This is a genomic window from Nocardioides sp. SRI_004 (genome assembly GCF_057586415.1).
The window spans coordinates 55,061-80,438 of the sequence record NZ_JBYCZV010000019.1 but is presented as its reverse complement, the minus strand read 5'-3'; the positions used below and the strand labels follow the sequence as shown (position 1 = coordinate 80,438).

At 72.9% G+C, this 25,378-nt stretch carries 31 protein-coding genes and 1 tRNA gene; 25 read left to right on the top strand and 7 right to left on the bottom strand.

Translation table 11 applies throughout. The annotated features are described in order from the left end of the window. The first annotated feature begins 1 nt into the window (after nucleotide 1). The 5 genes from AC2YHB_RS21980 to AC2YHB_RS21960 are packed head-to-tail and all read left to right on the top strand — an operon-like array spanning nucleotide 2 to nucleotide 4,387. Nucleotides 2-811: an ABC transporter ATP-binding protein gene (locus tag AC2YHB_RS21980; RefSeq protein ID WP_179650310.1), complete on the top strand. Its 810-nt coding sequence runs from the start codon at nucleotides 2-4 to the stop codon at nucleotides 809-811. Continuing rightward, complete coding sequence (locus AC2YHB_RS21975; RefSeq protein ID WP_179650312.1) at nucleotides 808-1,527, top strand: ABC transporter ATP-binding protein; 720 nt, start codon at nucleotides 808-810, stop codon at nucleotides 1,525-1,527. The genes AC2YHB_RS21980 and AC2YHB_RS21975 overlap by 4 nt, the downstream gene beginning before the upstream one ends. Then, nucleotides 1,524-3,131: a hypothetical protein gene (locus AC2YHB_RS21970; protein WP_179650314.1), complete on the top strand. Its 1,608-nt coding sequence runs from the start codon at nucleotides 1,524-1,526 to the stop codon at nucleotides 3,129-3,131. The genes AC2YHB_RS21975 and AC2YHB_RS21970 overlap by 4 nt, the downstream gene beginning before the upstream one ends. A 16-nt stretch (nucleotides 3,132-3,147) precedes the next feature. Next, on the top strand, nucleotides 3,148-3,714 hold the full coding sequence (locus AC2YHB_RS21965; RefSeq protein ID WP_036540922.1) for a hypothetical protein: 567 nt from the start codon (nucleotides 3,148-3,150) through the stop codon (nucleotides 3,712-3,714). A gap of 16 nt (nucleotides 3,715-3,730) precedes the next feature. Continuing rightward, the gene (locus AC2YHB_RS21960) at nucleotides 3,731-4,387 is read left to right on the top strand and encodes a TetR/AcrR family transcriptional regulator (protein ID WP_218864738.1); all 657 of its coding nucleotides are present in this window, start codon (nucleotides 3,731-3,733) and stop codon (nucleotides 4,385-4,387) included. On the opposite strand, the gene AC2YHB_RS21955 is transcribed toward AC2YHB_RS21960, so the two are convergent. Next, the gene (locus tag AC2YHB_RS21955) at nucleotides 4,353-5,555 is read right to left on the bottom strand and encodes an MFS transporter (RefSeq protein ID WP_179650318.1); all 1,203 of its coding nucleotides are present in this window, start codon (nucleotides 5,553-5,555) and stop codon (nucleotides 4,353-4,355) included. The two genes, AC2YHB_RS21960 and AC2YHB_RS21955, sit on opposite strands and share 35 nt — an antisense overlap. A 57-nt stretch (nucleotides 5,556-5,612) precedes the next feature. Here AC2YHB_RS21955 and AC2YHB_RS21950 point away from each other — a divergent pair, with 57 nt between their 5' ends. The 4 genes from AC2YHB_RS21950 (at nucleotide 5,613) to AC2YHB_RS21935 (ending at nucleotide 8,456) form a co-directional block, all read left to right on the top strand. Further along, nucleotides 5,613-6,173, top strand: a complete 561-nt coding sequence (locus AC2YHB_RS21950) for a histidine phosphatase family protein (RefSeq protein ID WP_036540927.1) — start codon at nucleotides 5,613-5,615, stop codon at nucleotides 6,171-6,173. 63 nt (nucleotides 6,174-6,236) lie between these two features. Next, complete coding sequence (locus tag AC2YHB_RS21945) at nucleotides 6,237-6,917, top strand: DUF6758 family protein (protein ID WP_487354615.1); 681 nt, start codon at nucleotides 6,237-6,239, stop codon at nucleotides 6,915-6,917. A gap of 58 nt (nucleotides 6,918-6,975) precedes the next feature. Beyond that, the gene (locus tag AC2YHB_RS21940; RefSeq protein WP_487354614.1) at nucleotides 6,976-7,845 is read left to right on the top strand and encodes a PHP domain-containing protein; all 870 of its coding nucleotides are present in this window, start codon (nucleotides 6,976-6,978) and stop codon (nucleotides 7,843-7,845) included. A gap of 2 nt (nucleotides 7,846-7,847) precedes the next feature. After that, nucleotides 7,848-8,456: a MarC family protein gene (locus AC2YHB_RS21935; protein ID WP_036540932.1), complete on the top strand. Its 609-nt coding sequence runs from the start codon at nucleotides 7,848-7,850 to the stop codon at nucleotides 8,454-8,456. 172 nt (nucleotides 8,457-8,628) lie between these two features. On the opposite strand, the gene AC2YHB_RS21930 is transcribed toward AC2YHB_RS21935, so the two are convergent. Next, nucleotides 8,629-9,390 carry an SDR family NAD(P)-dependent oxidoreductase gene (locus AC2YHB_RS21930; protein WP_036540934.1) on the bottom strand — a complete coding sequence of 254 codons (762 nt, stop codon included), beginning with the start codon at nucleotides 9,388-9,390 and terminating at the stop codon, nucleotides 8,629-8,631. 48 nt (nucleotides 9,391-9,438) lie between these two features. Here AC2YHB_RS21930 and AC2YHB_RS21925 point away from each other — a divergent pair, with 48 nt between their 5' ends. Further along, the gene (locus tag AC2YHB_RS21925; RefSeq protein WP_487354613.1) at nucleotides 9,439-10,230 is read left to right on the top strand and encodes a ParA family protein; all 792 of its coding nucleotides are present in this window, start codon (nucleotides 9,439-9,441) and stop codon (nucleotides 10,228-10,230) included. Between the two features lie 48 nt (nucleotides 10,231-10,278). Beyond that, nucleotides 10,279-10,962 carry a L,D-transpeptidase family protein gene (locus tag AC2YHB_RS21920; RefSeq protein ID WP_487354612.1) on the top strand — a complete coding sequence of 228 codons (684 nt, stop codon included), beginning with the start codon at nucleotides 10,279-10,281 and terminating at the stop codon, nucleotides 10,960-10,962. A 63-nt stretch (nucleotides 10,963-11,025) separates the two neighbouring features. On the opposite strand, the gene AC2YHB_RS21915 is transcribed toward AC2YHB_RS21920, so the two are convergent. Continuing rightward, nucleotides 11,026-12,519, bottom strand: a complete 1,494-nt coding sequence (locus AC2YHB_RS21915) for a DEAD/DEAH box helicase (protein ID WP_487354618.1) — start codon at nucleotides 12,517-12,519, stop codon at nucleotides 11,026-11,028. 262 nt (nucleotides 12,520-12,781) lie between these two features. Here AC2YHB_RS21915 and AC2YHB_RS21910 point away from each other — a divergent pair, with 262 nt between their 5' ends. Beyond that, the gene (locus AC2YHB_RS21910; RefSeq protein ID WP_036540939.1) at nucleotides 12,782-13,483 is read left to right on the top strand and encodes a ferritin-like fold-containing protein; all 702 of its coding nucleotides are present in this window, start codon (nucleotides 12,782-12,784) and stop codon (nucleotides 13,481-13,483) included. Between the two features lie 12 nt (nucleotides 13,484-13,495). After that, a complete protein-coding gene (locus tag AC2YHB_RS21905; RefSeq protein ID WP_036540941.1) occupies nucleotides 13,496-13,942 on the top strand; it encodes a nuclear transport factor 2 family protein in 447 nt (148 codons plus the stop codon). Here AC2YHB_RS21905 and AC2YHB_RS21900 read toward each other — a convergent pair. After that, on the bottom strand, nucleotides 13,920-14,828 hold the full coding sequence (locus AC2YHB_RS21900; protein ID WP_179650326.1) for a sterol desaturase family protein: 909 nt from the start codon (nucleotides 14,826-14,828) through the stop codon (nucleotides 13,920-13,922). The genes AC2YHB_RS21905 and AC2YHB_RS21900 overlap by 23 nt on opposite strands. Before the next feature lie 67 nt (nucleotides 14,829-14,895). On the opposite strand from AC2YHB_RS21900, the gene AC2YHB_RS21895 reads away from it, so the two are divergent. Next, nucleotides 14,896-15,528: a TetR/AcrR family transcriptional regulator gene (locus AC2YHB_RS21895; RefSeq protein ID WP_487354611.1), complete on the top strand. Its 633-nt coding sequence runs from the start codon at nucleotides 14,896-14,898 to the stop codon at nucleotides 15,526-15,528. Here the strand turns inward: AC2YHB_RS21895 and AC2YHB_RS21890 are convergent, their stop codons facing one another. Beyond that, nucleotides 15,529-15,912, bottom strand: coding sequence for a YidH family protein (locus AC2YHB_RS21890; RefSeq protein ID WP_036540949.1), 384 nt, complete (start codon nucleotides 15,910-15,912; stop codon nucleotides 15,529-15,531). It lies immediately after the preceding gene. 134 nt (nucleotides 15,913-16,046) lie between these two features. On the opposite strand from AC2YHB_RS21890, the gene eno reads away from it, so the two are divergent. From eno to AC2YHB_RS21845, 9 genes are all read left to right on the top strand, one after another. Then, on the top strand, nucleotides 16,047-17,324 hold the full coding sequence (eno, locus tag AC2YHB_RS21885) for a phosphopyruvate hydratase (RefSeq protein WP_179650332.1): 1,278 nt from the start codon (nucleotides 16,047-16,049) through the stop codon (nucleotides 17,322-17,324). 19 nt (nucleotides 17,325-17,343) lie between these two features. Then, nucleotides 17,344-17,952: an FtsB family cell division protein gene (locus tag AC2YHB_RS21880; protein ID WP_179650334.1), complete on the top strand. Its 609-nt coding sequence runs from the start codon at nucleotides 17,344-17,346 to the stop codon at nucleotides 17,950-17,952. Between the two features lie 26 nt (nucleotides 17,953-17,978). Beyond that, nucleotides 17,979-18,473: a DUF501 domain-containing protein gene (locus AC2YHB_RS21875; protein ID WP_179652408.1), complete on the top strand. Its 495-nt coding sequence runs from the start codon at nucleotides 17,979-17,981 to the stop codon at nucleotides 18,471-18,473. A gap of 13 nt (nucleotides 18,474-18,486) precedes the next feature. Then, entirely contained in the window at nucleotides 18,487-19,401 is a 915-nt protein-coding gene (locus AC2YHB_RS21870; RefSeq protein WP_179650335.1) for a Ppx/GppA phosphatase family protein, read from the top strand. Next, on the top strand, nucleotides 19,398-20,120 hold the full coding sequence (locus AC2YHB_RS21865) for a uracil-DNA glycosylase (protein ID WP_308645617.1): 723 nt from the start codon (nucleotides 19,398-19,400) through the stop codon (nucleotides 20,118-20,120). The genes AC2YHB_RS21870 and AC2YHB_RS21865 overlap by 4 nt, the downstream gene beginning before the upstream one ends. Before the next feature lie 21 nt (nucleotides 20,121-20,141). Continuing rightward, nucleotides 20,142-20,666, top strand: a complete 525-nt coding sequence (locus AC2YHB_RS21860) for a glycine cleavage system transcriptional repressor (RefSeq protein ID WP_308645618.1) — start codon at nucleotides 20,142-20,144, stop codon at nucleotides 20,664-20,666. Beyond that, on the top strand, nucleotides 20,663-21,217 hold the full coding sequence (locus tag AC2YHB_RS21855; RefSeq protein WP_179650337.1) for a peptide deformylase: 555 nt from the start codon (nucleotides 20,663-20,665) through the stop codon (nucleotides 21,215-21,217). Before AC2YHB_RS21860 ends, AC2YHB_RS21855 begins: the two co-directional genes overlap by 4 nt. Before the next feature lie 28 nt (nucleotides 21,218-21,245). After that, nucleotides 21,246-21,319 (top strand) — tRNA-Leu (locus tag AC2YHB_RS21850). Between the two features lie 70 nt (nucleotides 21,320-21,389). Continuing rightward, entirely contained in the window at nucleotides 21,390-21,701 is a 312-nt protein-coding gene (locus AC2YHB_RS21845; protein WP_036540960.1) for a helix-turn-helix domain-containing protein, read from the top strand. An 11-nt stretch (nucleotides 21,702-21,712) separates the two neighbouring features. Here AC2YHB_RS21845 and AC2YHB_RS21840 read toward each other — a convergent pair whose 3' ends face one another. Beyond that, nucleotides 21,713-22,315, bottom strand: coding sequence for a ClpP family protease (locus AC2YHB_RS21840; protein WP_036540962.1), 603 nt, complete (start codon nucleotides 22,313-22,315; stop codon nucleotides 21,713-21,715). Continuing rightward, nucleotides 22,312-22,941 (bottom strand): ClpP family protease, encoded by a 630-nt coding sequence (locus AC2YHB_RS21835; protein ID WP_487354610.1) that lies wholly within the window; start codon nucleotides 22,939-22,941, stop codon nucleotides 22,312-22,314. The genes AC2YHB_RS21840 and AC2YHB_RS21835 overlap by 4 nt, the downstream gene beginning before the upstream one ends. 126 nt (nucleotides 22,942-23,067) lie before the next feature. Between AC2YHB_RS21835 and AC2YHB_RS21830 the strand changes: the two genes are divergently transcribed. Continuing rightward, a complete protein-coding gene (locus tag AC2YHB_RS21830) occupies nucleotides 23,068-23,784 on the top strand; it encodes an SAM-dependent methyltransferase (protein ID WP_179650339.1) in 717 nt (238 codons plus the stop codon). Between the two features lie 33 nt (nucleotides 23,785-23,817). Further along, nucleotides 23,818-25,305: a cellulase family glycosylhydrolase gene (locus tag AC2YHB_RS21825; protein ID WP_179650341.1), complete on the top strand. Its 1,488-nt coding sequence runs from the start codon at nucleotides 23,818-23,820 to the stop codon at nucleotides 25,303-25,305. Nucleotides 25,306-25,378 lie beyond the last annotated feature (73 nt).

The window sequence follows — 25,378 nt, the reverse complement described above, 5'->3', positions numbered from 1 at the left end:
CATGGGTCGACACAGCTCCTCGGCACTGCTCGAGGTCGACGACGTGATCGTGAGGTTCGGCGGCGTCACCGCGGTCAACCGCGCGACCTTCAGCGCCCACCGCGGCCAGATCACCGGGCTGATCGGGCCCAACGGCGCCGGCAAGACCACGTGCTTCAACGTGATCACCGGGCTGCAGAAGCCGACGTCGGGGCGGGTCCGCTACCAGGACCGCGATGTCACCCGGTGGCCGGTCCACAGGCGGGCCAAGCACGGCGTCGGGCGCACCTTCCAGCGGCTGGAGGCCTTCGGCTCGCTGACGGTGCGGGACAACGTGCGCGTCGCGCGCGACATCCACGGCGGCCCGCTCGCGTGGGTCCGCCCCTCCGGACGGTCCGCGCTGGAGATCGACGTACTGCTGGACCGCGTCGGCATCGGGCAGTACGCCGACGAGCGGGCCGACTCGATCCCGACCGGCACCGCCCGGCTGCTCGAGCTCGCCCGGGCACTGGCCTGCAACCCGCAGCTGCTGCTGCTCGACGAGCCCTCCTCCGGGCTCGACGAGTCGGAGACCGACGCCTTCGGCGACCTGCTCAAGGACCTCGCCGCCGAGGGCGCCGCGATCCTCATGGTGGAGCACGACATGGACCTGGTGATGGCGGTCTGCGACGACATCCACGTGCTCGACTTCGGCCAGATCATCGCCTCGGGCGCGCCGGCCGACATCCGCACCGACCCCGTCGTGCAGCGCGCCTACCTCGGCTACGCCGAGGTGGACCACTCCGGCGACGGGGAGATCGACCACACCACCGAGCTGGGAGTCGTGTCGTGAGCGTCCCGATCCTCGACGTCGTCGACCTCCACGCGGCCTACGGCCGGATCGAGGTGCTGCGCGGCGTCGACCTGTCCGTCCCCAAGGGCGCGGTGATGGCGCTGCTGGGGCCCAACGGCGCCGGCAAGTCCACGTTGGTGAAGGTGATCAGCGGGCAGAAGCAGGCGGCGTCCGGCGACATCCACCTCGCCGGCGTCCACGTCAAGGCCGGCAGCAAGGGCACCGGCCCCGACGACCTCGCCCGGGTCGGGCTGTGCACGGTGCCCGAGGGCCGCTCGGTGTTCCCGAACCTCACGGTCGAGGAGAACCTCCGCCTGATGTCGTATGCCGGCGTGCCGGCGGGCGCCGTCCTGGAGACCGCCTACGGCTACTTCCCGCGGCTCCACGAGCGGCGCAACCAGCTGGCCGGCACGATGTCGGGTGGCGAGCAGCAGATGCTCGCGATGTCGCGGGCGCTCGCCTCCGACCCGGCCCTGCTGCTGCTCGACGAGCTCTCGATGGGGCTGGCGCCACTGATCGTCGAGGAGCTCTACGACACCGTCGCGCAGATCGCGGCGTCCGGTGTCTCCATCCTGTGCATCGAGCAGTTCGCCCGCACCGCGCTGCGGGTGTCCGACTACGCGGCCGTCATGTCCGGCGGCCGCATCGTGGCGACCGGCGAGCCCGGCGAGATCCTCGAGACCATGGCCGACGTCATCCTGGGAGGGGCAGCATGACCCGTCGAAACCAACGCAGGACCCGACTCCTGATCACCGGCGGGATCCTCGCGTCCACGCTCCCGCTGACCGGGGCGCCCCTGGCGGCCCAGCCCGCGCAGGCCGCGGACGGGGAGCCGTCGTACGGCGGCTTCACGGCCCAGGCCTGGTCGAGCCCGGTCCGGATCGAGGTGTTCGAGCCGAGCCTGCCGATCCCCGTCGACGCCGGCATCGCCCAGCTGGAGTTCGACATGGGCTACAGCAAGGTGAAGGCCGACTCCGGCATGTCGAGCGGCCGCTCCAGCCTGTTCTGGCCCGGCGACCCGGTCGGCGAGGGCCTCAAGACCTTCGCCGAGCAGCTCGGCCTGCCGCCGACGCCCCTCACCGAGAACGGCTACCCGGTCCAGGTGAACTCGCAGTACCCCGGCGACACCCCGACCCAGAAGGACAACAAGATCCCGGGGACGATCCAGCAGACGACGTCCGGTGACCGTACGGCGATCGCCGAGACCGGCTTCTCGCCCGACGGGGCCGTGCTCGGCCCCGACGAGGACGGTGGCGGCGGCGGGGGCTCCGGCAACCCGGTCACCGACCTCACCGACCAGCTCCAGGGCCTGCTCACCGGTGGGCTCGGCGGTGCCAAGGCGACGGCCGCCCCGGGCAACCCGCTCGGCCTCATCGTCGACGTCGACGGCTACGTGTCGGTCAGCAAGATGGACGCGACCGGCGCCAACAAGGCGGCCCCGGTCTCCACGGTCTCCCGGTCCACCCTCGGTGAGATCCGGCTGCTCGGCGGCCTGATCACCCTGGGCGGGGTCGAGACGGTCGCCCGCGCGACCACCGACGGCGCGACCGGCAAGGCCAGCGGCAAGGCGGTCTACGGGAAGATGGCGATCGCCGGCCAGGAGTTCGGCTTCGGTCCCGACGGGGCCATCGTCAGCGGCAAGACGATGCCGATCCCCGGCCTGCAGGACCTTCCCGCCAACGCGCTCGAGCAGCTCGGCATCACGATCTCGGTGCCGAAGCCGGTCCGCACGGTCGAGGGCGACCAGGCCACCAGCGAGTCCGCCGGCCTGCGGATCACCATCGACACCAAGCTCCTCTCGCCGCTGCTCAAGGCGCTCCCGCTCAGCACCATCACCAGCCTGATCCCGGACATGCCCGGCCAGGCCGGCCAGCTCAAGGGCGTCCTGTCGGGCCTCTCGACGCTGTCGCCGAAGATCGTGCTCACCGTCGGCGTGGCCCGGGCGAGCGTCGACACGGTGCCCCCGATCGACGTCCCGCCCGTCACCCCGGGCGGGACGGTGACCCCGCCGACGACCAGCACGCCCAAGCCCGCGGCCGGCTCGGTCGGCGTACCTCCGGCTGCCGGTGCTCCGGCCCCCGCCGGCGCCGCTCCGGCGCCCGCCGCCGACACGCCGGTCGCCGACCTCGTCGACGCGGCCCCGGCCAGCTCGGGCCTGCCGCCGCTGGGCTCGATCCCCGGCATGCTCCTGGTCGCCGCATTCCTGGCGGCGGCCATCGCGGGCAGCTGGTTCCGACGGCTCGGCGCCGCCGCCCTCGGCGCCGGTGCCCCCTGTGCCCACGGCCTCGAGAGCGGCCTCCCCGACCTCCGCAAAGCCTGATCGAAAGGTCTGAGCCATGACCGTCTCCTCCACCCCCGCCAGCGGTGCCCGGACCGGAAGCCTCGGGGCCATGCCGAAGGCGGGCCAGTCCCGCTCCGGGATCGCGCCGCTGAAGAACGACAACGCCGCCCTGCTGCAGGTCGTGCTCTTCTGGGTGGGCGCGATCCTGCTGCCGCTCGGGCTCGTGGTCATCGTGCTCGGCTGGTACGGCGCCGCGAACACGCCGTACCAGTACGACCAGCTGTCCTACCTGGTCTCCGGCGGCCTGCTCGGCCTCGGGCTGACCTTCTGCGGCGGGTTCCTCTACTTCGGGGCGTGGCTGGCGCGGATCGCCGCCGACGGACGGGAGTCGTCGAAGCGGCTGGCCGACACGCTGCTGCTGCTCGCCGAGGTCAGCGCCACCGGTGCCACCACCGACGCGAGCGGCGTGGACCTGGGCGCCATCCCGGTCACGGCCGGCGACGGGACGACCATGCACCGCCGTGACTGCGCCCTGATCGCCCATCGCGACGACCTGGCGCCGGTCGGCGAGGCCAACGCGCACCTCACCGCGTGTCGGGTCTGCCGGCCGGGATCGAGGTAGTGGAACGATGCCGGGTGTGGACGTCGCGACGGAGACACCGCCAGGGGCACCGCCCGGCACGTTGCTGAGCGCCAAGGGCACCCGGCTCAACCGTCGCGGCCTGGAGACCCGGCGGCTGCTGCTGCGCGAGGCGGTCCACTGCCTCGCCGAAGGCGGTCCCGAGGCCGTCAGCGCCAACGCGGTCGCCCGGCGGGCGGGCGCGACGTGGGGCACGATCCAGCACCAGTTCGGCGACGCCGACGGGCTGTGGGCGGCCGTGCTCGACCACATCGCCGGTCTCGCCGGCTTCGCCGAGCTGGTCGTGCCGGCCCACCCGAGCGTGGCCGACCGGGTGGAGGCCGTCATCGACCTGATGTGGCGCTCGGTCCAGCTGCCGACCGCGGCCGCCTTCTACCAGCTCCGGTCCGGCCTGCCCCACCGCCGCGACCAGCTCGAGGAGTCCTTCCCCCGCACCGCCCAGGCGATCGCCCGCTGGGACGAGGAGTGGGCCGCCCTGTGCGAGCGCTCCTTCGCCGGCCTCGGCCTCGACGCGAGCAAGGTGATGCGGGTGCGACACCTGCTGCCGAGCGCGCTGCGCGGGCTCTTCGCCGAGGGTGGCCTCGGTGGCTACGTCGACGTCGAGGAGGCCCGGCAGGGCCTCAGGGACGCGCTGACGGCCTACCTGACGAGCTGACCGCGGCGCCGGCACCGGCCGTGGACGGGGTGCTGAACCACCGGGCCAGCGGCAGCAGCGCGAGCACCAGCACGGTCGGTACGACGAACCCGAACCGCAGCTGGTCCTGGCCGACCACGCCCGTGAGCACCGCGCCGAGCAGGCCGCCCACGTAGTTGAACTGGTTGAAGCGGGCGATCACCGCGTCCACCCGCTCGACCGAGCCACCGGCGATCCGCGCGGCCGCGGAGAAGCTGAGCGGCGCGACCACCGAGATGCCGGTGCCGACGACCGTGAAGCCGAGCACGGCGACCGGCCAGGACGGGGCCACGCTGACCACGACCAGCCCCGCCGAGGCGACGACCGCCCCGACGCGCAGGACCGGCACGGCGCCGTACTGCTGCACGAGGCGGTCGCCGGCGAGCCGGACGAGGAGGCTGGCGAGCAGGTAGGGCAGCGTGGCGAGGGCGACCCAGCGCGACGGCGCGTGCAGCACCTCGTCGATGTAGACCGCGCCCCACGTCTGGGCGGCGGTGTCGACCATGTAGAAGACCACCATGCCGAGGCCGACCATCAGGATCGGCCGCCACGGCACGCCCGGCAGGTCGCCGCCGGCGGCGTGGTCGAAGGCCCGGCTCGCCTCGCGGGGCAGGAAGCCGGCGGCCGCCATGGCGACGGCCACGACGCCGATGAGCGCCGACCAGCCGAGGTCGAGGTCCGCCGTGGCGAGCGTGGTCGCGGCACCCAGGAGCCCGCCGAAGGTCCACCCGCCGTGGAAGCTCGGCAGGATCGGCCGGCCGTAGGCCCGCTCGATGGCGACCGCCTGCATGTTGGTCGACGCGTCCACGACGCCGAGCGCGACGCCGTACACGCCGACGCCGAGGAGGTACGCCGCCCACACGGGCGCGGCCAGCATCAACCCCGCGCCCGCACCCACCAGCACGAGGCCGGCGCGCAGGAGGTGGGCGCTGGAGGTGCGGGGCGCCAGCCGCTCGGCGACGACCGAGCCGAGGCCTGCCAGCAGCACGATCGCGAGCAGCACGGCCGAGACGCCGAGCTCGCCGAGGTCCCATCGGTCCTTGATGTCGGGCAGCCGGGTGGTGAGCCCGATGAACACGAAGCCCTGGGTGGCGAAGGCCCCGGCGACGGCGAGGCGGCGGCGGGCGATCGGGACCCCGGCTTCTGGCATGTCCGGATCCTGCCACTGCCGCGGGGCAGCGGCGCGGCGACTGGCAGGATTGGGGCCATGGCCGACACCGTGACCCTCGTCCGCCACGGCGCCACGGAGTGGAGCGTGTCGGGGCAGCACACCTCGACGACCGACCTGCCGCTGCTGCCGGAGGGCGAGCAGGGCGCGCTCGACGTGGCGGCCCGGCTGGAGCGGACGAGCTTCGCGGAGGTGCTCACCAGCCCGCTGAAGCGCGCCCGCCGCACCGCCGAGCTCGCCGGCTTCCCCGACGCGGAGATCTGCGACGACCTCGTCGAGTGGCGCTACGGCGACTACGAGGGCCGCCGTACGGCGGAGATCCGCGAGGACGTGCCGGGCTGGACGCTCTGGACCCACGGCGCCCCGGGCGGCGAGTCGGCCGACGAGGTCGCGGCGCGCTGCGACCGCGTCGTCGAGCGGATCCGCGCCGCGTCCGGTCCGGTCCTCGTCTTCGCGCACGGCCACGTGCTGCGCGTGCTGACCGCCCGCTGGCTCGGCCTGCCCCCGTCGGAGGGACGCCTGTTCCGGCTGGACACCTCGACGATCTCCGTGCTCGGCCACGAGCGCGAGACGCCGGTGCTGCTGCGCTGGAACTCCTGACGCCGTCGCGGCCCGGCGCGGCGGTACTTGACGAACCCGCGTTCGCGCAGCACGGTGGCGGACATGTCCAGCGAGCAGCAGGGCGCCGCGGGCGGCGTCCGGGTCGAGTGCCCGCGCTGCCCCGCGCCGGTCGCCGAGACCGGTGACGGACGCTGGTCGTGCCCCGAGCACGGCATCGTCGTCCCGCTGTGGCGGCCCACCGGTTCGTCGTACGACGCCTTCGCGAGCCACCTGCAGCGCGTCGGAGGGTTCCCGACCTACCTCCCGTGGCCGCTCGGACCGGGCTGGAGCGTCACCGACTTCGCCGCGGTCGCGACCGGCGACGGTGAGGCTCGGGCGACGATGACCTGCGTGTCGGGCGCCAGCCAGCTCGACGGGCCGGTCGACGTGATCGTGGTCAGCGAGGAGCCGGGGACCGGCTTCGGCGCCCGGGTCGCCGGACTCACCGAGGAGGGGGCCGCCCGGCTCGACCCCGGCCACGAGATCGGCGACGGGCCGGCCCCGGTGCGGGTGCGCGTCGACCAGCACCCGGTGGGCCTGTGGCCGGTGTCGGTCAGCGCGACGCCGGGGGAGTGGGACCGCTCGGTCGTCGCCGGCGAGGCCGGCGGACGGTGGCTGTGGCTGGTGCTGCGACCGGCGTCGGCGATCCTGCTGCTGCGCGACGACTGGATCCTGCGCGACGTCTCGGCCACGGGTCCCGGCCTGGTGGCGCTGCCGTTCGGCGGCGCGGCGCCCCCGTGGTGACGACGCTCACCGCGACGACGCGTCGTTGTCTGACAATCCGCGGCACTAACCTCGTCCAGTGACGATCGACCTCCACACCCACTCCCGCGTCAGCGACGGCACCGCCGCGCCGCGCGACCTGGTGCACGCCGCCAAGGCAGCGGGCCTGGACGTCGTCGCGCTGACCGACCACGACACCACGTTCGGGTGGGACGAGGCGGCGGCCGCCGCCGAGGAGGTCGGCATCGGGCTGGTCCGTGGCATCGAGGTCAGCACGCGCTTCCACGACGCCGGCGTGCACCTGCTGGCCTACCTGCCCGACCCCGCCGACACCGCGCTGCAGGCCGAGCTGGCCCGGATCGTCCAGGGCCGCGAGGACCGCGTGCCCACCATGCTGGCGCGCCTGCGCGACCTCGGCATCCCCGCCACCGAGGAGGCGCTCGCCGCGTCCGCGGGCGACAGCGAGATCACCGGGCGCCCCCACGTGGCCGACCTGCTGGTGCGCCTCGGCGTCGTCCGCGACCGTGACCAGGCCTTCGCCGAGTACCTCTCCGACGGCGGCCCCGCCTTCGTCGACCGGTACGCCGCCGACCTGGTCGAGATGATCGCGCTGGTGCGCGGTGCCGGTGGCGTCCCGGTGATCGCCCACCCGTGGGGACGCGGCTCGGCGCACGTCCTGGACGAGCCCGCCATCGTCGTACTCAAGGAGGCGGGGCTGGTCGGCCTCGAGGTCGACCACCTCGACCACGACCCGCACACGCGCGACCGGCTGCGCGAGATCGCGGGCCGCCTCGACCTCGTCGTGACCGGCTCCAGCGACCACCACGGCACCGGCAAGACGGGCCACGACCTCGGCTGCGAGACCACGGCGCCCCACCAGCTGGCGCGGATCCTCGACCTGGCCGCGACCCTCGGGTCGCCCACCACGATCGTCGGAAGGGAGCGCTGAGCATGGTCGAGCACGTACTGCTCGTCGAGGTCTTCGTGACCCTCTTCGTGATCATGGACCCGGTCGGCACCGTGCCGATCTTCCTGTCGCTCACGGCCGGCCGCAGTCCGGCGACGGCCCGCCGGGCCGCGTGGCAGGCGGTGGCGGTGTCCTTCCTCGTGATCACGCTGTTCGCCTTCTTCGGCCAGCAGATCTTCAACTACCTGCACATCTCGCTGCCCGCGCTGCAGTGCGCCGGCGGCCTGCTGCTGCTCCTGGTCGCCCTCGAGCTGCTCACCGGCAAGGAGGAGGAGCACAAGGCCAGCGGGGACGCGAACATCGCGCTCGTCCCCCTCGGCACCCCGCTCCTCGCCGGGCCGGGCGCGATCGTCGCCACGATGCTGTTCGTCCAGGACATCGACGACTGGGCCAGCGGCATCTCCGTCGCCCTCGGCATCGTCGCCGTGCACCTCGCCCTGTGGGCCGCGATGCGCTACTCCCTGCCCATCCTGCGCCTGATCCGCGAGAGCGGCGTCCTGCTCGTCACCCGCATCGCCGGCCTCCTGCTGTCGGCCATCGCGGTCCAGCTCGTCGCCGACGCTGTCCGTGCCTTCATCGCCGGCGAAGGCTGATCCCGCCCCGCCGACTTGCCACTTTCCCGCGCCGAGTTGCCACTTCGGCCGGTCGACTTGCCACTTTGTCCCGTCGGGCTGCGCCGACCTGGCAACTCGACCCGCGAGAGTGGCAACTCGACCCGCGAGAGTGGCAACTCGACCCGCGAGAGTGGCAAGTCGGCGGAGAGGGCTACTTGCGGCCGAGGGACTGCAGGCGCTGGAGGGCCGAGCGGGGGACCAGCCGGGTCACCGTGACGATCGCCTTGTAGCGCTTCGAGGGGATCGACATCGCGCGGCCCTTGTCGAAGTCGGCGAGGGCGTCGCGGACCAGGCGGTCCGGCTCGAGCCACAGGGGCTTGGGGGCGGAGGAGTCGCGGTCGATGCCGAGGCGCTCGTGGAACTCGGTCTTCACGAAGCCGGGGCACAGGGCCATCACGGTGACGCCCTGGGGGGCGTACTCGGCGTGGGCCCACTGGCTGAAGGAGTTCACCCACGCCTTGGCCGCGCTGTAGGTGCCGCGCGGCAGGAAGGCCGCCACGCTGGAGACGTTGATGACCCCGCCGCGGCCGCGCTCGACCATCCCGCCGAGCGCCGCGTGGGTGAGTCTCAGGACCGCGCGGACCAGCACGTCCTGCTGGGCCTGCTCGACGTCGAGCGGGTTGTCGAGGAAGCGCTCCTTGAGCCCGAAGCCGGCGTTGTTGACCAGCAGGTCGACCGGGCGGTCGCGATCGGCGAGCCGGGCCTCGACGGTGCCGAGCTGGCCCGCGTCGGTGAGGTCGGCGGAGAGCACCTCCACCCCGACGCCGTACGACGACCGGAGCTCCTCGGCGACGGTCGCGAGCCGCGTCGCGTCCCGCGCCACGAGGACGAGGTCGTCGCCACGGGCGGCGAGCTGGCGGGCGAACTCGAGGCCGATCCCGGCGGTGGCGCCGGTGACGAGTGCGGTCGACATGGCGCCAGTCAACACCAGACGACCCATCGTCCGGCATGATGTCCCTTGATGAACGCGAAGGCCCCCCGCTCCACGATCCTGGCTGTCGCCAACCAGAAGGGTGGCGTCGCCAAGACGACCTCCGTGGCGTCGATCGGTGCGGCCCTCGCCGAACGGGGCCAGAAGGTGCTGCTCGTCGACCTCGACCCCCAGGCCTGCCTGACCTTCTCGCTGGGCATCGACCCCGAGGACCTCGAGCTCTCGGTCCACCACGTGCTGACCAAGGGCACGGCGGTCGACGAGGTGATCATCGAGACCGAGGACGGCGTCGACCTGCTCCCGGCCACGATCGAGCTGGCCCGCGCCGAGGCCGACCTGCTGACCCGCACCGGCCGCGAGCACGTCCTGCGCGGCGTGATGGAGGACCTCGCCGCGGCCGGCACGCACTACGACTGGGTGCTGCTCGACTGCCCGCCCTCGCTGGGCGTGCTGACGGTGGCCGCGCTCACGGCCGCCAACGGCGTGCTGATCCCGTTGCAGTGCGAGACCCTGTCGCACCGCGGCGTCGGCCAGCTGCTCGACACCGTGCACGACGTACGCCGCTTCACCAACCGCGACCTCGCGGTCTGGGGCGTCCTCCCCACCCTGTACGACGGCCGGACCAACCACGCGCGCGCGGTGCTCGACACCATCTCGGAGACCTACGACCTCGAGGTCGTCGAGCCGCCGATCCCGAAGACGATCAAGTTCGCCGAGGCGCCGGCCGCCGGCCGCTCGATCCTCGCGACCAGCCGCAGCAGCAAGGGTGCGCAGGCCTACCGCGACGTGGCCGGCTCCCTCCTCGACCGGGCGGCCCGCTGAGCCGTGGGCGCACACCGGGCACACCCCCAGGGCCGCCACCGGGCACCGGTGGCGGGCAAGCGGAGGGCGACGAAGGTCCGCCCCCGCTACGGCCGGATCACCGCCCTGGGCGCCTCGGTCGCGGTGACCGCCGTGGCCGTCGCCGGCGGGTTCGGCCTGCTGCCCTCGGGCGGTGACCGCTCCGACGCCGCGGCCTCACTCACCACGACGGCCCAGGAGTCGGCGCCGAAGGCCACCCCCGAGCGCACGGACGCCCGTGCGTCCACGCCGAGCCGAGGGCTGGTGGACGTGGACGGCAGCCGGATCGCCGCCCTGAGCGAGACGACCGGCCTGCCCCCCGACTCCGGCGAGGGCAGGCGGATCGTGTTCAGCGAGGGCCGCCAGCGGGTCTGGCTGGTCGACGACTCGGGCAAGATCGTGCGCACCTACCTCGTCTCGGGCAGCCTCACCGACAACCTCTTCGAGGGCACTTACTCGGTCTACTCCCGCAGCCGCAACGCCGTCGGCATCGACGACTCGGGGACGATGGAGTACTTCGTCCGGTTCACCCAGGGCACCGGCGGTGCCGCCATCGGCTTCCACACGATCCCGGTCGACGAGGGCAAGCCGGTCCAGACCCTGGGCCAGCTCGGGACCCCGCAGTCCCACGGCTGCATCCGCCAGGAGCGCAGCAACGCGATCGCGCTGTGGGAGTTCGCGCCCATCGGTACGACGGTCGTCGTCACGGCCTGAGAACGGCAGTCGGCGCGGACCGGTTGCCCGGTCCGCGCCGACGACGCGTTGCTGGTGCCTGCCTCAGGCGGTCTGCGACTCCGCGGCGCCGCTCTGGTTGCCGGCGCCAGCCTGGCCGCCCGAGCCGCTGCTGCGGCGACGACGGCGGCGGTTGCGGCTCGCGCCGGCGGGGCGCTCGGCACCCTCGCCCGCGCCCGACTCCGACGAGGCCGACGAGGCCGCGGAGGTCGCGGGCTTCTCGCCCTCGACCGGCTGGCCGCCGCGGGTGCGGGTGCGCGTCCGGTTGCGGTTGCGCTCGCCGCTCGGACGACGCTCACGGTCGCCACCACGCTCGCCGCGCTCACCACGGTCTGCGCGCGGCGCCGGCGGGGCCGGGGGAGCGATGCGCCCCTTCGTGCCCGGGGCGATGCCCTGGTCGTGGTAGAGGTGCTCGGAGGTGGAGTAGGTCTCGACCGGCTCGTCGAAGGGCAGGTCGAGCGCCTTGTTGATCATCTTCCAGCGGTGCACGTCGGTCGCGTCGACCAGCGTGATCGCGATGCCGGAGGCGCCGGCGCGGCCGGTGCGGCCGATCCGGTGGACGTAGGTCTTGTCGTCCTCGGGGCAGGTGTAGTTGATGACGTGGCTGACGCCGGCGACGTCGATGCCGCGGGCGGCGACGTCGGTCGCGACGAGGACCTGGATCTTGTCCTCGCGGAACTTGGTCAGCGCCTTCTCGCGGGCCACCTGCGCCATGTCGCCGTGCAGCGGGCTGGCCTTGAAGCCGCGCTCGACGAGGTCGTCGGCGACGCGCTGGGCCTGGCGCTTGGTGCGGGTGAAGATGACGACCTTGCCGGCGTCCTCGGCCTGCAGGACGCGGCCGATGATCTCCGGCTTGTCGAGGTCGTGGGCCAGGTAGATGAACTGCGCGGTGGCGGGCACCGTCGCGTTCTCGTACGACGACTCGGCGCGGATGTTCATCGGGTGGCGCATGTGGATGCGGGCCAGCGCGACGATCGCGGACGGCATGGTGGCCGAGAACAGCATCGTCTGCCGGGTCTCGGGGGTCATCCGGAGCAGCTTCTCGACGTCGGGCAGGAAGCCGAGGTCGAGCATCTCGTCGGCCTCGTCGAGCACGAGGGCGTGCACGTGGGAGAGGTCGAGGACGCGGCGGTTGGCGAGGTCGATCAGCCGGCCCGGCGTACCGACGACGATGTCGACGCCGGCCTCGAGGGCCTCGATCTGGGGCTCGTAGCCGACGCCGCCGTAGACGGTGAGGACGCGCAGGCCGCGGTCGGCCGAGGCGAGGGTCAGGTCGCTGGAGACCTGGAGGGCGAGCTCGCGGGTCGGCGCGACGATGAGCGCCTGCGGCTTGCCCTGCGGGATCTCGGCGTAGTCGGGGTCGGACGGCGCGATGCTGCGCTGGATGACCGGGATGCCGAAGGCGAGGGTCTTGCCGGTGCCCGTGCGGGCCTGGCCGATGAGGTCGGTGCCCAGGAGCGCCACGGAGAGGGTCATCTCCTGGATGGCGAACGGGTGGATGATGCCCGCGCGGTCGAGCGCGTCGCAGATCTGCGGCATGACGCCGAGGTCGCGGAAGGTGGGTGCCGCGGCCTCGGTGGTGGCCTCGGTGGCCTCGCTGGACGCAGCAGTGATGTCGTTGGAAGTCAGTGTTCTGTTCGCTTTCGTGAGTGTCGTCGGCCGGGTGGCAGGCGCCAGAATCAAAGCGGCCGATTCACACTCAGCCGCGCACATACGTGGGCAGGTTGCCCGGGCGGGCCGGTCACGATCGGGGGACCGGACTGGCTCTCGCCGTACATCATCGTACTTGTACGCTCGGCGCATGGCTGAATCCGCCGACGCGACCCCGCTGACCGCCGACGCCGACCCGGCCTACCGGGAGGCCGTCGTCGACCTCCTGGCCGCGATCGCCTACGGCGAGATCTCCGCCTTCGAGCGGCTCGCCGAGGACGCCAAGCTCGCGCCGAGCCTCGCCGACAAGGTCGACCTGGCCAGCATGGCGAGCGGCGAGCTGACCAAGGTGCACGCGCTGTCGGACCGGATCCGGGCGTTCGGCGCCGACCCGTTCGTGGCCATGGAGCCCTTCCGTGAGCCGCTCGACGAGTTCCACCGCCACACGGCCCCGGCCGACTGGTACGAGGGCCTGGTGAAGGCGTACGTCGGCGACGGCCTGGCCAACGACTTCTACCGCGAGATCGCGGCGTACCTCGACCCCGAGACGCGCGACCTGGTCATCACGTCGATGGAGGAGGGCACCCACGCCGCCTTCGTCGTCGACCGCGTCCGGGCCGGCATCGAGCAGGACCACCGGCTGGGCGGCCGCCTCGCGCTGTGGGGCCGCCGCCTGATGGGGGAGGCGCTCACCCAGGCGCAGCGTGTGGCCGCCGACCGCGACGCGCTCACGGCGCTGCTCGCCGGAGGCACCGACCGGCCCGGCCTCGACCTGGCCGCGCTCGGCCGGATGTTCACGCGGCTCACCGAGCGGCACATGGAGCGGATGGGCGAGCTCGGGCTCGACGCCTGAGGCGAGTGCCGGATGAGCGCCGAGGACGCCCGCGCGATCGAGCGCCTGCTCTTCGCCTACGCCGACGCCGTCGACGCCGGTGACCTCGCCGCCGTCGGCGAGCTGTTCCGCGAGGGACGGATCTGCGGCGAGACGCCGGACGGTCCGGTGACCCTCGCGGAGGGGAGCGCGGCGGTCGAGGCGTTCTACCGCTCCCTCGTCCGCCTGTACGACGACGGCACGCCCCGCACGCGGCACGTCACCACCAACGTGGTCGTCGAGACCGATCCGGGCGGCGAGGCGGCGAGCGCCGCGTCGACGTACACGGTCTTCCAGGCGACCGACGCGCTGCCCCTGCAGGCGATCATCGTCGGCCGCTACGCCGACACCTTCCGGCGGGCCGACGGTGCGTGGCGCTTCGAGAGCCGCACGATGCGCGCGGACCTCACCGGCGACCTCAGTCAGCACCTGCTGCGCTGAGCCGCTCGCCGGCCCTGGCCTCGGGCGCCCATCCGGGCGGTCCGAAGACGTAGCCGGCCCGCTCCCTCCACGAGCCGGCGTTGCGGACGTTGCGGGTGATCTGGGCGTAGTCGCCGTACTGGAGCTTCAGCAGGTTGTAGGTCTCGACCTTCTTCGTGAGGCCGTAGGTCGGGCGGTGCAGCTCGGGCTGGAAGGTGCCGAACATGCGGTCCCAGATGATCAGGATCCCGGCGTAGTTCTTGTCGAGGTACTCCGGGTCCGAGCCGTGGTGGACGCGGTGGTGCGACGGGGTGTTGAAGACCAGCTCGATGGGGCGCGGGAGCCTGCCGATGGTCTCGGTGTGCACGAAGAACTGGAAGACGAGGTTGAAGCCGAAGGCGACGTAGATCGTCCACGGCGAGAAGCCGAGGAAGGGCAGCGGCAGCCAGAAGAAGAACTCGAACCAGGGGTTCCACTTCTGGCGCAGCGCGGTCCCGAAGTTCATGTACTCGCTGGAGTGGTGGGCCTGGTGGGCGGCCCACCCGACGTTGACCCGGTGCACGAAGCGGTGCGAGAGGTAGAAGCCGAGGTCGACGGCGACGATGACGGCCGGCCAGTACCACCACGCGTCGGTGGGGAGCTCGAACGGCGCGAGGTGCACGAAGACCAGCGTGTAGACGAGGAACGAGCCGACCTTGAACGCCAGCGTGAACACGAGGGAGACCAGGCCCATGGCGAGGCTGGTGCGGGTGTCCCTGCCGAGGTAGCCCGTCGGCGGCTGCCCGGTGACGGGGTCGTCGTCGTGGTCGAGCCACTTCAGGGCGGCGAGCTCGATCAGGATCGTCAGGAGGAAGAACGGGATCGCGTAGGTCACCGGGTTCTTCATCGGGTCGAGCAGGTCGTGCATCGGGTCTCCTTGAATTGACTCGTGGGTAAGTTACCACGGAGTCAATTCCCCCGGTAGGGTGATCCGCATGACCTCTGCACGCCGCTCGGGCACCAAGGGCGTCGCCCGGGCCGACCGGGAGGAGCAGATCCTCGACGTCGCCGGCCGGGTCTTCGGGGCGCGGGGCTTCGCTGCCACGTCGGTCGCCGACATCGCCCGCGAGGCCGGCATCTCCAAGCCGCTGATCTACCACTACTTCGGCTCCAAGGAGGGCCTCTTCGAGCGCTGCCTGCGCGAGGCCGCCGACCTGCTGATCGGTGAGATCGAGCGCTCGGCGGGCCTGGGTGCCGTCGGCCTGCGCCGCGCGCTGGTCACCCTCGACGGCGTCTTCGTGGTGCTCGCGGAGCGGCCGTGGGCCTGGGCCGTCGCCAACGACCCGACCGCGCCGACCACCGACGGAGCAGGGGAGCTGGGCGGCTCCTACCGTCGGCGGCTCGAGGAGCTGGCGCGCGAGGGCGTCGGCGAGCTGCTGTCGCTGGCGGGCGACGACGACGCCCTCGACCTGGACGCGATGACGACCGTGTGGAGCAACGTCTTCGCCTCGCTCGTCACCTGGTGGTGCGAGCACCCCGGCATCGCGCCCGAGGAGATGAGCGCGCGGTGCGAGCGGCTCTTCGGTGCGGTCTTCGGCGCCGTCCCGCAGGTGTCGGCCCGCGACTGATCAGTGGCTGACGACGGCGGATGCGAGCGCCCCTGCCATCAGTAGTCCCACGGCTGCCAGCACCACGATGCCCCCCGTGAAGCCCGGGAGCGTCGAGTTCGTCCGCAGCGCGATCTCGGTCCTGGTCCAGCGGTGCCACCCGACGCCGAGCGCCACGGCGGCGACGAGCACCAGCCCCAGCGAGAGGAGCAGCCGCGCGGTCACCGAGAACTCCAGCGCCGGCGAGCTGACCGCGACGGCGCCCGCCACCAGCGCGAGCGAGGTGCGCAGCCAGGCCAGGAAGGTCCGCTCGTTGGCGAGCGAGTCGCGCGCCTCGGGCTCCTGCCCGGCGTCGTACACCCAGTGCGGGCGGCGGCTGCGGGGCCGGTTCTCGGGCTCGGTCACGGCACCAGCATGCCGGGTCGGCTCCGCGCCCCGTCGGGGAACGTCCGGAACGCGCGGTGGGCGCTGCCGGAAGCAGGCCGCCCGGCGCACTAGTCTGGTCCGCGACGTCCCCCGCACCGGAAGGCACATCTGAAGTGGCAGCCATCGAAGCCGTCGGCGCTCGCGAGATCCTCGACTCGCGCGGCAACCCCACTGTCGAGGTCGAGGTCCTCCTCGATGACGGGTCCTTCGCCCGGGCCGCCGTGCCCAGTGGCGCGTCCACCGGTGCCTTCGAGGCGGTCGAGCTGCGCGACGGCGGCGACCGGTACGCCGGCAAGGGCGTCCAGCAGGCAGTGACGGCCGTGATCCAGGTGCTCGGCCCGGCCATCGAGGGTCTCGACGCCGCGGACCAGCGCCTGATCGACCAGGTCATGCTCGAGGCCGACGGCACGCCCAACAAGGCCCAGGTCGGCGCCAACGCCATCCTCGGCGTCTCCCTGGCGGTGGCCCGCGCCGCGGCCGACTCGGCCGACCTGCCGCTCTACCGCTACGTCGGCGGCCCCAACGCGCACCTGCTGCCGGTCCCGATGATGAACATCCTCAACGGTGGGTCGCACGCCGACTCCAACGTCGACATCCAGGAGTTCATGATCGCGCCGATCGGTGCGCCCACCTTCCGCGAGGCGCTGCGCGTCGGCGCCGAGGTCTACCACGCGCTCAAGTCGGTGCTGAAGGACAAGGGCCTGGCCACCGGCCTGGGCGACGAGGGCGGCTTCGCGCCCAACCTCGAGTCCAACCGCGCCGCCCTCGACCTGATCGGCGAGGCGGTCGCCAAGGCCGGCTACGAGCTGGGCAAGGACGTCGTCCTCGCGCTCGACGTCGCCGCCTCGGAGTTCTTCGACGACGGCGCCTACACCTTCGAGGGCGCCAAGAAGTCGGCCGACGAGATGATCGCCTACTACGCGGACCTCGTCGCCAACTACCCGATCGTCAGCATCGAGGACCCGCTCAACGAGGACGACTGGGACGGCTGGAAGGCCATCACCGACGCCCTCGGCGACAAGACCCAGCTCGTGGGCGACGACCTGTTCGTCACCAACGTCGAGCGCCTCCAGCGCGGCATCGCCGGCGGCCAGGCCAACGCGCTGCTGGTGAAGGTCAACCAGATCGGCTCGCTGACCGAGACCCTCGACTCCGTCGACCTCGCGCACCGCAACGGCTACCGCTGCATGATGAGCCACCGCTCGGGCGAGACCGAGGACACCACCATCGCCGACCTCGCGGTGGCGACGAACTGCGGCCAGATCAAGACCGGCGCCCCGGCGCGGTCCGAGCGGGTGGCGAAGTACAACCAGCTGCTGCGCATCGAGGACGAGCTCGGCGACGCCGCCCGCTACGCCGGCGCCGCTGCCTTCCCGCGCTACCAGGGCTGAGCCCACCGGAGCCTGAGCCATGGCCGACGAGCGCCGTACGTCCCGCAAGCCGGGCCGCCCCGCAGCGGGGCGGTCCGGGCCGCGGTACGCCGAGCGCCTGAAGGCCGAGCGCAAGAAGGCCGCCCGCGACCGTGAGGCCGCGTTGGTGCGCGCCCGCGCCGAGCACCAGCGCAGGTCCCGGCTCACCGGCCGGGCCGCGATCCTGGTGCTCGTGCTGGCGGTCCTCGCGGTCTCCTACGCGTCGTCGCTGCGGGCCTACCTGCAGCAGCGCGACCACATCGACGCCCTGCAGAGCCAGATCGACGACCGCAAGGCGACCATCGCCGACCTCAAGCGGGAGAAGGAGCGCTGGCAGGACGAGGAGTACGTCCGCCAGCAGGCCCGCGCCCGCTTCGGCTACGTGCCCAAGGGGGAGACGCCCTTCGTCGCCCTCGGTCCCGACGGCCAGCCGATCGACGCCTCGGCCGAGCTCGGCGACCCGTCGACGGTGGCCGATCCCGACGAGCGCTCCTGGTACGACGAGGCGTGGGACTCGATGAAGCTCGCCGGCAACCCGCCCACGAAGGTGCCCGCTCCGAAGGACGAGATCGAGGCGCCGAAGGAAGACCTGAAGGACCCAGCAGAGTGACCGAGCGCGAGACCGACGAGGCCATCATGGCCGCCCAGCTCGGTCGTCCGGTCCGGGGCGTGCACGCGATCGGGCACCGCTGCCCGTGCGGCAACCCGGACGTCGTGACGACCGAGCCCCGGCTGCCCAACGGCACGCCGTTCCCGACGACCTACTACATGACCTGCCCGCGGGCGACCTCCCGCATCGGCACGCTCGAGGCCGAGGGCGTCATGAAGGAGATGCAGGACCGGCTGACCGCCGACCCGGAGCTGGCCGCGAGGTACCAGGCCGCCCACGAGGCCTATCTCGCCGACCGGGCGGCCATCGCCGAGGCGGGCGGCTTCGACGTGCCCGAGATCGAGGGCATCTCCGCCGGTGGCATGCCCACCCGCGTGAAGTGCCTGCACGTGCTCGCGGGCCACGCCCTGGCGGCGGGACCGGGCGTCAACCCGTTCGGCGACGAGGTCCTCGAGATGCTCGGCGAGTGGTGGGCGAAGGGGCCGTGCGTGACGGTCGACGAAGCCGTCGCGTCCGAGTGATCGCGACCTCCCGGTGACCGGCCCGATCGCCGCGATCGACTGCGGCACGAACACCATCAAGCTGCTGGTCGGCAACCCCGCCGACGACCCCGAAGGCGTGCGCCGCGAGAGCCGGATGATCCGGCTCGGCCAGGGCGTCGACGCCACGGGCGTGCTCGCGCCCGAGGCGCTCGAGCGCGCGTTCACCGCGATCGACGAGTACGCCGCCATCATCGCCGACGCCGGGGTCGAGCGGCTCCGCTTCTGCGCCACCTCCGCCACCCGCGACGCCGGCAACGCCGCCGTCTTCACCGCTGGTGTCCTGTCCCGCCTCGGTGTCGTGCCCGAGGTGCTGTCGGGGGAGGAGGAGGCCCGCCTCGCGTTCGACGGCGCCGTCCGCGGGATCGGTCACGCGGTCCCCGGGCCCGTGCTCGTGGTGGACATCGGCGGCGGCTCGACCGAGCTGATCCTGGGCGACCCAGCGGCCGGACCGACCGCCGCGCACTCGATGGACATCGGGTCCGTCCGGCTGCACGAGCGCCACGTGCGGCACGACCCCGTCGACGTGGTCGAGATCGCGGCGATCGTGACGGACATCGACGCCGCGCTCGACGCCTGCCCGGTCGACCCGGCTGCGGCGGCCACCGTGATCGCGGTCGCCGGCACCAACACGACCATCGCGGCCGGGGTCCTGGACCTGCCGTACTACGACCGCGACCTCATCCACGGCCGCGAGCTCGCCGTCACCGACGTGCAGCGCCTGGTCGGCCGGTTGCTCGCGATGAGCGTCGCCGAGCGTCGCGCCCTGCCGTGGATGCACCCGGGCCGCGCCGACGTGATCGACGCCGGCGCGCTGATCGTCTCGATGGTGCTCGGCCGGATCGCCGTCCCCTCCGTCACGGTCGCGGAGACCGACATCCTCGACGGGATCGCCTGGTCCCTGCTGTGACCGATCCCGGCGAGGCGATGGCGCGGCTGGACGCACGCGTCGTCCGCTGCCGGAGGTGCCCCCGCCTGGTGGCGTGGCGGGAGCGGGTCGCCCGGGAGAAGCGGGCGGCGTACGCCGACGAGGTGTACTGGGCGCGCCCGGTGCCCGGCTTCGGGCCGGCCGACGCCCGGATCGTCGTGATCGGGCTCGCCCCCGCCGCCCACGGCGCCAACCGGACCGGGCGGATGTTCACCGGCGACCGCTCGGGGGACTGGCTGTTCGCGTCGCTGCACCGCGTCGGGCTGGCCAACCAGCCGACGAGCACGCACATCGGTGACGGGCTGCAGCTGCACGACGTGCGGATGGCCGCGCCCATCCGCTGCGCCCCGCCGGCCAACAAGCCGACGCCGGAGGAGCGCGCCAGCTGCGCGCCCTGGCTGGACCGGGAGCTGGCGATCCTGGCGCCGTCGGTGCGGGTCGTCGTCGCGCTGGGGGCGATCGGATGGGACGCCTCCCTGCGGGCGCTCGGCCGCGCGGGCTGGGTGGAGCCGCGCCCGCGCCCGCGCTTCGGGCACGGCGCCGAGGTGGTGCTCGCTCCGGCGTCGCGCCGCTCCCGTCGTACCGACGTCACGCTGCTCGGCTGCTTCCACCCCAGCCAGCACAACACCTTCACCGGCCGGCTGACCGAGCCGATGACCGACGCGGTGTTCGAGCGCGCCCGCGAGGTGGCGTCTGCCTGAGGGGCTGGGATGATGAGGCCCGTGAGCAACGACCTGTACGCCGTCACCGTCCTGGGCCACGACCGGCCGGGCATCATCGCCGAGACCACGGCGGGCCTCGCGGAGCTGGGCCTCAACATCGAGGACTCCACGATGACGCTGCTGCGCGGGCACTTCGCGATGATGCTGCTGTGCCGTGGCACGGTCGAGGCGCCGGCCATCGAGGGTGCGCTCGCGTCGCTCGCGGCCGGCGGTGACCTCGACGTCTCGGTGCGCCCGGTGGCCGATGAGGTCGCGCCCGGCGCCGGGGGTACGTCGTGGGTGCTGACCGTGCACGGCGGCGACCGCCCCGGCATCGTCTCCGAGGTGGTCGGCCAGGTCGCGTCCGCGGGCGGCAACATCACCGACCTGACCACGCGCCTCGCGGGCGACCTCTACCTGCTGGTCGCCGAGCTGGACCTGCCGGTCGGCGCCGACGTCTCGGCGGTCGAGGGTGCCATCCGTGCCGCGGCCGAGCGGGTCGGCGTGACGGCCACCCTGCGCGCGGCCGAGGCCGACGAGCTGTGAGCAGTGAGCGCGTCACGGCCTGGACCGAGGCCGAGCTCGGCGTCGAGGGCCGCGTCCTCGACGTCGTGAAGGCACCGGCCGGCGTGCTGTCCGCGCGCGGTGCCGACGTCGACCCGACCTCGGCCGAGATCGTCCAGCTCGCCGCCGACCTCGTCGCGACGATGCGGGTCAGCCCCGGCTGCGTGGGCCTCGCGGCCAACCAGGTGGGGGTGGGCGTCCGGGTCTTCTGCGTCGACGTCACCGAGCACCCGAAGTCCCGCACCCTGCACGGCACCTTCGTGCTCTGCAACGCCGAGGTCGTCGAGTCGAGCCGCAACGAGAAGGCCCGTGAGGGCTGCATGAGCGTCCCCGACTTCACCGGCGACGTGAAGCGCGCGTCGCGGCTGACGGTCCGTGGCCAGCTGCCGGGCACCGGTGAGCAGGTCGAGTTCGCGACCGACGCCTTCGAGGCCCGCGCGCTGCAGCACGAGATCGACCACACCGACGGGTTCCTGTTCCTCGACCGGGTCGCGGGCGCGCACGCGATCTACCCCCGCCAGACCTACTTATAGGAGTGACCGGTCCCGCTGCGGACCGCCCGCCCCCGTATCCCAACTGGCAGAGGAAGCCGACTTAAACTCGGCGCAGTCCGGGTTCGAATCCCGGCGGGGGCACCTCTTCTGCCCACAGCAGAACTCCTCCGCGACCCGCCCGGCGGTCGGCCCGGCCGACCTACGATGAGGCATGGCCGAGGACGACACCGAACCGCTCTGGCGGGACCTGCTGGGTCGCGAGCTGCGCCGGCTGCGGCGTGAGCGCGGCGAGACGCTGACCGAGACCGCGGAGCGGGCGGGCATCTCCCCGCAGTACCTCTCCGAGATCGAGCGCGGGCTCAAGGAGCCGAGCAGCGAGATGATCGCCGCGGTGACCGGCGCGCTCGGCAGCTCGCTGCTCGACCTCACCTCCGCCGTCGCCGGTGAGCTGTACGACGCCCGCCCGGCCCGCCCGCTGCGGTCGGTCCCGTCCGGCGTGACCGCGCTGGCGCTCGCCGCCTGACCGGCGCGGACTCACGCCAGCACGGGCGACCGCTCCGCGATCACCTGGTCGATCAGCCCGTAGTCTCGCGCGGCATCGGCGCTGAACACCCGGTCGTGGTCGGTGTCGGCGCGCAGCGTGCCGACGTCCTGACCGGTGTGCCTCGCGAGGATCCGCTCGATGTCGGCCCGCACCCGCACCACCTCGTCGGCCTGCAGGATCAGGTCCGGGATCGGGCCGCGTCCCTGCGCTGCCGGCTGGTGCAGGACGACCCGGGCGTGGGGGAGCGCCGCCCGCTTGCCGGGCGCGCCCGCAGCGAGCAGCACCGCACCGACGGCGACGGCCTGGCCGACGCAGGTGGTGGCGACCTGCGGCCGGACGTACTGCATGGTGTCGTGCACGGCGAGCATCGCGCTCGGGTCGCCGCCCTCGCAGTTGATGTAGAGCTGGATGTCGCGGTCCGGGTTGTCGGCCTCGAGGAAGAGCAGCTGCGCGACGAGAGCGTTGGCGACCCCGGCGTCGATCGCTGTCCCGAGGTAGACGACCCGCTCGGTCAGCAGGTGCGAGTAGACGTCCATGATCCGCTCGCCCCGCGGGTGCTGGGCGATGACGTTGGGGATGGTGTAGCTGCTCATCGCGAGACTCCTGTCGTGAACGTGCCGAGGCCGACCGGGCGTCGTACAGGTGGGGCGACGGCGTCGAAGGTGGAGACCACCTCGTCGACGAAGCCGTAGTCCAGCGCCTCGGTGGCGGTGTACCAGCGGTCGCGCAGCGAGTCCTCGAAGATCCGCTCGACCGGCTGGCCGGTGTCCTCGGCGATGAGGCCGAGGACGGTGTCGCGCATGTGCCGCAGGTCCTCGGCCTGCAGCTCCACGTCGGCGGCGGTTCCGCCGATGCCCGCCGAGCCCTGGTGCATCAGGATGCGCGAGTGCGGCAGCGCCCGGCGCTTGCCGTGGGTGCCGGACGAGAGCAGGAACTGCCCGGCGCTGCAGGCGACGCCGAGCGCCAGCGTCGAGACGTCGCACGGGACCAGGCGCATCACGTCACGGATCGCGAGCATCGCCGGGACCGAGCCACCGGGCGAGTGGATCCACAGTGCGATGTCGGCGTTCGGGTCGGCGGTCGCGAGCTCGACGAGCTGGGTCGCGAGGACCACGCCGTTGTCGTCGTCGAGCGCGCCGTCCATCACCAGCACGCGCTGCTGGAAGAGCTCGCGCCGCCGTTTGTCGTCGAAGAGCCGGGGGCCGTTGTCGTGGGTCATGGCGCCACCCTGCGTCGGCTCCGGCACCGGGACCAGAGGATTCTGCCGACGGCGGAGGGCTGCTGCTGGGAGCAGCAGGGGCGGGTCGGTTGACTTCAGGTCCACCTGAACCAGCACAGTTGACCCATGCACCGTCACCACCGCGACCACGAGCACGACCACCAGCACGACAGCTCGCTCGAGGCCCTCCGCAACGCCCTGACCGCCGGCTTCTGGGACGAGCGGTACGCCGGCAGCGACCGCGTCTGGAGCGGCCGGCCCAACCAGCGGCTGGTCGAGCAGGTCGCCGACCTGGCGCCGGGCACCGCGCTCGACGTCGCCTGCGGCGAGGGCGGCGACGCGATCTGGCTGGCCGCGCAGGGCTGGAAGGTCACCGCGGTCGACGTCTCCCAGGTGGCGTTGGCGAAGGTCGCGCAGCACGCCGAGGACGCCGGCGTGGCCGACCGCCTCAAGCTCGGCTTCTACGACGCGCTCGACGACCCGCGGCCCGCGGGGCGCCGCCACTTCGACCTCGTCACCGTCAGCTTCCTCCACGTGCCGGTGGAGGACTTCGTGCCCATCTACCGGGGCATCGCCGACGCCGTCGCGCCCGGCGGCCGGCTGCTGGTCACCGCCCACCACCCGCACGACGTCGAGAGCGGCAGCCGTCATGACCACGGGCCGGGCCTGCTGTTCGAGCCCGACCGCGTCCTCGGTGCCCTCGGTGTGGGGGAGCCCGGCTCGCCGTGGACGGTCGAGGTCGCCGAGACTCCCGACCGCGTCCAGGAGACGGCCGACGGCCCGCTCCACGTGCGCGACACCGTCGTCCGGCTGCGACGGGGAGAGGGCCGCGCCGAGGGGTGACGCGCGTCACCTCGCTGGAGTACCTTGCCGGGCGTGCTCCCTGCAACCTGTTCTAGTTTCCTGCGACGCGTCGCGGTGGTCGCGCTCGCGCTGCTGCTCGGCCTGGTCGGTGCCGCCGCGTCCGCGCCGGCGGCGAGCGCCGACGAGGACGAGCCGCAGCTGCGCCGCGAGGGCCGGTGGCTCGTCGACGACCAGGGCCGGGTGGTGATCGTCCACGGCTTCAACCTGGTGTGGAAGCTCGACCCCTACGTCCCGCCCGCGACCGCGGAGGGCTTCACGGCGGCCGACGCGCAGTGGCTCGCGCGGTACGGCTTCAACGGCGTACGGCTCGGGACCCTGTGGGCGGGGATCACCCCGGACGCGCCGGGGGTGGGCGACCCGTCGTACCGCCAGGGCTGGCAGCGGGTCATGGACCTGCTCGCCGACCGCGGCATCTGGATGCAGCTCGACATGCACCAGGACCAGTGGCACGAGACGTACGGCGGCGAGGGGGTCCCCGACTGGGCGCTGCACCGGCCGACGGCGCTCTCCCTGCTGCCGCCGCTGAACCTGCCCTTCCCGATCGGCTACTGGACGCCCGAGAACTCGCTCGTCTTCGACGAGTTCTGGGCCAACAAGCACCGCGGGATCGACGACTGGGCCGCGGCGTGGCAGGTGGCCGCGGGCTGGTGGAAGGACCAGCCCTACCTGATGGGCTACGACCTCATCAACGAGCCGTGGATGGGACTCGAGTGGCTCACCTGCATCTCCTTCGGGTGCAAGGCGAGCTACACCAAGGAGCTCCAGCCGGCGTACGAGAAGGCCACCCGCGCCATCCGGCAGGTCGACGGCGACAACGTGGTCTGGTGGGAGCCGCAGCAGCTCGCTGCCGGCCAGAAGGTGCCGACCTTCCTCGAGCCGATGGCGGGGGAGGACCAGCTGGGCTACTCGTGGCACAACTACTGCCAGGACGTCTTCCTCGAGTCGCAGGGCCTGCCGCTCGGCGACGTCGAGAACTGCTGGAGGTTCAGCCAGGAGCGCACCACCACGGCGCTCGCGCAGGCGGAGCGGATCAACGCGGCGCCGCTGATGAGCGAGTGGGGCGCCACGGACAACATCCGCGCCGTCGAGATCGACGCTGCCGTCGCCGACCGCAACCTGATGGGCTGGACCCACTGGGCCTACAAGCAGTGGCAGGACCCGACGACCGCCGACGACGCGCAGGGCATGTTCCACGACGACACCGACTTCTCCTCGGTCAAGACCGACAAGCTGCGCGTCCTGGTGCGCACCTACGCGCAGGCGACCGCCGGGACCCCGCTCGCGATGGACTTCGACGCCGCGACCGGCGCCTTCTCCTACCGCTACCGCTCCAACGCGATCGACGCCCCGACGGAGATCTTCGTCAGCCCGCTCCACTATCCCCGCGGGTACGACGTCCGGGTGACCGGCGGTCACTGGGCGCCGGGCACGGGCGGTCGGATCGAGGTGCGTCCCGACGTCGCGGGGCAGGAGGTCACGGTGCAGATCACCGGACGTTGACGCGGGAACCAAACGCCGCGGTCAGGCGTTCCACCAACATCAGGCCCCTAGACTGGGGGCCTCGAGACGATTC

Excerpts from the sequence above, each read along its gene's own strand:
- AC2YHB_RS21945 (WP_487354615.1), top strand. The coding sequence starts at position 6,237 with ATGTCCAGCGAGCAGCAGGGCGCCGCGGGCGGCGTCCGGGTCGAGTGC.
- AC2YHB_RS21925 (WP_487354613.1), top strand. The coding sequence starts at position 9,439 with ATGAACGCGAAGGCCCCCCGCTCCACGATCCTGGCTGTCGCCAACCAG.
- AC2YHB_RS21980 (WP_179650310.1), top strand. The coding sequence starts at position 2 with ATGGGTCGACACAGCTCCTCGGCACTGCTCGAGGTCGACGACGTGATC.
- AC2YHB_RS21840 (WP_036540962.1), bottom strand. The coding sequence starts at position 22,315 with ATGAGCAGCTACACCATCCCCAACGTCATCGCCCAGCACCCGCGGGGC.
- AC2YHB_RS21905 (WP_036540941.1), top strand. The coding sequence starts at position 13,496 with ATGAGCGCCGAGGACGCCCGCGCGATCGAGCGCCTGCTCTTCGCCTAC.
- AC2YHB_RS21935 (WP_036540932.1), top strand. The coding sequence starts at position 7,848 with ATGGTCGAGCACGTACTGCTCGTCGAGGTCTTCGTGACCCTCTTCGTG.
- AC2YHB_RS21915 (WP_487354618.1), bottom strand. The coding sequence starts at position 12,519 with ATGCCGCAGATCTGCGACGCGCTCGACCGCGCGGGCATCATCCACCCG.
- AC2YHB_RS21910 (WP_036540939.1), top strand. The coding sequence starts at position 12,782 with ATGGCTGAATCCGCCGACGCGACCCCGCTGACCGCCGACGCCGACCCG.
- AC2YHB_RS21875 (WP_179652408.1), top strand. The coding sequence starts at position 17,979 with ATGGCCGCCCAGCTCGGTCGTCCGGTCCGGGGCGTGCACGCGATCGGG.
- AC2YHB_RS21955 (WP_179650318.1), bottom strand. The coding sequence starts at position 5,555 with ATGCCAGAAGCCGGGGTCCCGATCGCCCGCCGCCGCCTCGCCGTCGCC.
- AC2YHB_RS21845 (WP_036540960.1), top strand. The coding sequence starts at position 21,390 with ATGGCCGAGGACGACACCGAACCGCTCTGGCGGGACCTGCTGGGTCGC.
- AC2YHB_RS21830 (WP_179650339.1), top strand. The coding sequence starts at position 23,068 with ATGCACCGTCACCACCGCGACCACGAGCACGACCACCAGCACGACAGC.
- AC2YHB_RS21950 (WP_036540927.1), top strand. The coding sequence starts at position 5,613 with ATGGCCGACACCGTGACCCTCGTCCGCCACGGCGCCACGGAGTGGAGC.
- AC2YHB_RS21930 (WP_036540934.1), bottom strand. The coding sequence starts at position 9,390 with ATGTCGACCGCACTCGTCACCGGCGCCACCGCCGGGATCGGCCTCGAG.
- AC2YHB_RS21895 (WP_487354611.1), top strand. The coding sequence starts at position 14,896 with ATGACCTCTGCACGCCGCTCGGGCACCAAGGGCGTCGCCCGGGCCGAC.
- AC2YHB_RS21900 (WP_179650326.1), bottom strand. The coding sequence starts at position 14,828 with ATGCACGACCTGCTCGACCCGATGAAGAACCCGGTGACCTACGCGATC.
- AC2YHB_RS21880 (WP_179650334.1), top strand. The coding sequence starts at position 17,344 with ATGGCCGACGAGCGCCGTACGTCCCGCAAGCCGGGCCGCCCCGCAGCG.
- AC2YHB_RS21970 (WP_179650314.1), top strand. The coding sequence starts at position 1,524 with ATGACCCGTCGAAACCAACGCAGGACCCGACTCCTGATCACCGGCGGG.
- AC2YHB_RS21835 (WP_487354610.1), bottom strand. The coding sequence starts at position 22,941 with ATGACCCACGACAACGGCCCCCGGCTCTTCGACGACAAACGGCGGCGC.
- AC2YHB_RS21965 (WP_036540922.1), top strand. The coding sequence starts at position 3,148 with ATGACCGTCTCCTCCACCCCCGCCAGCGGTGCCCGGACCGGAAGCCTC.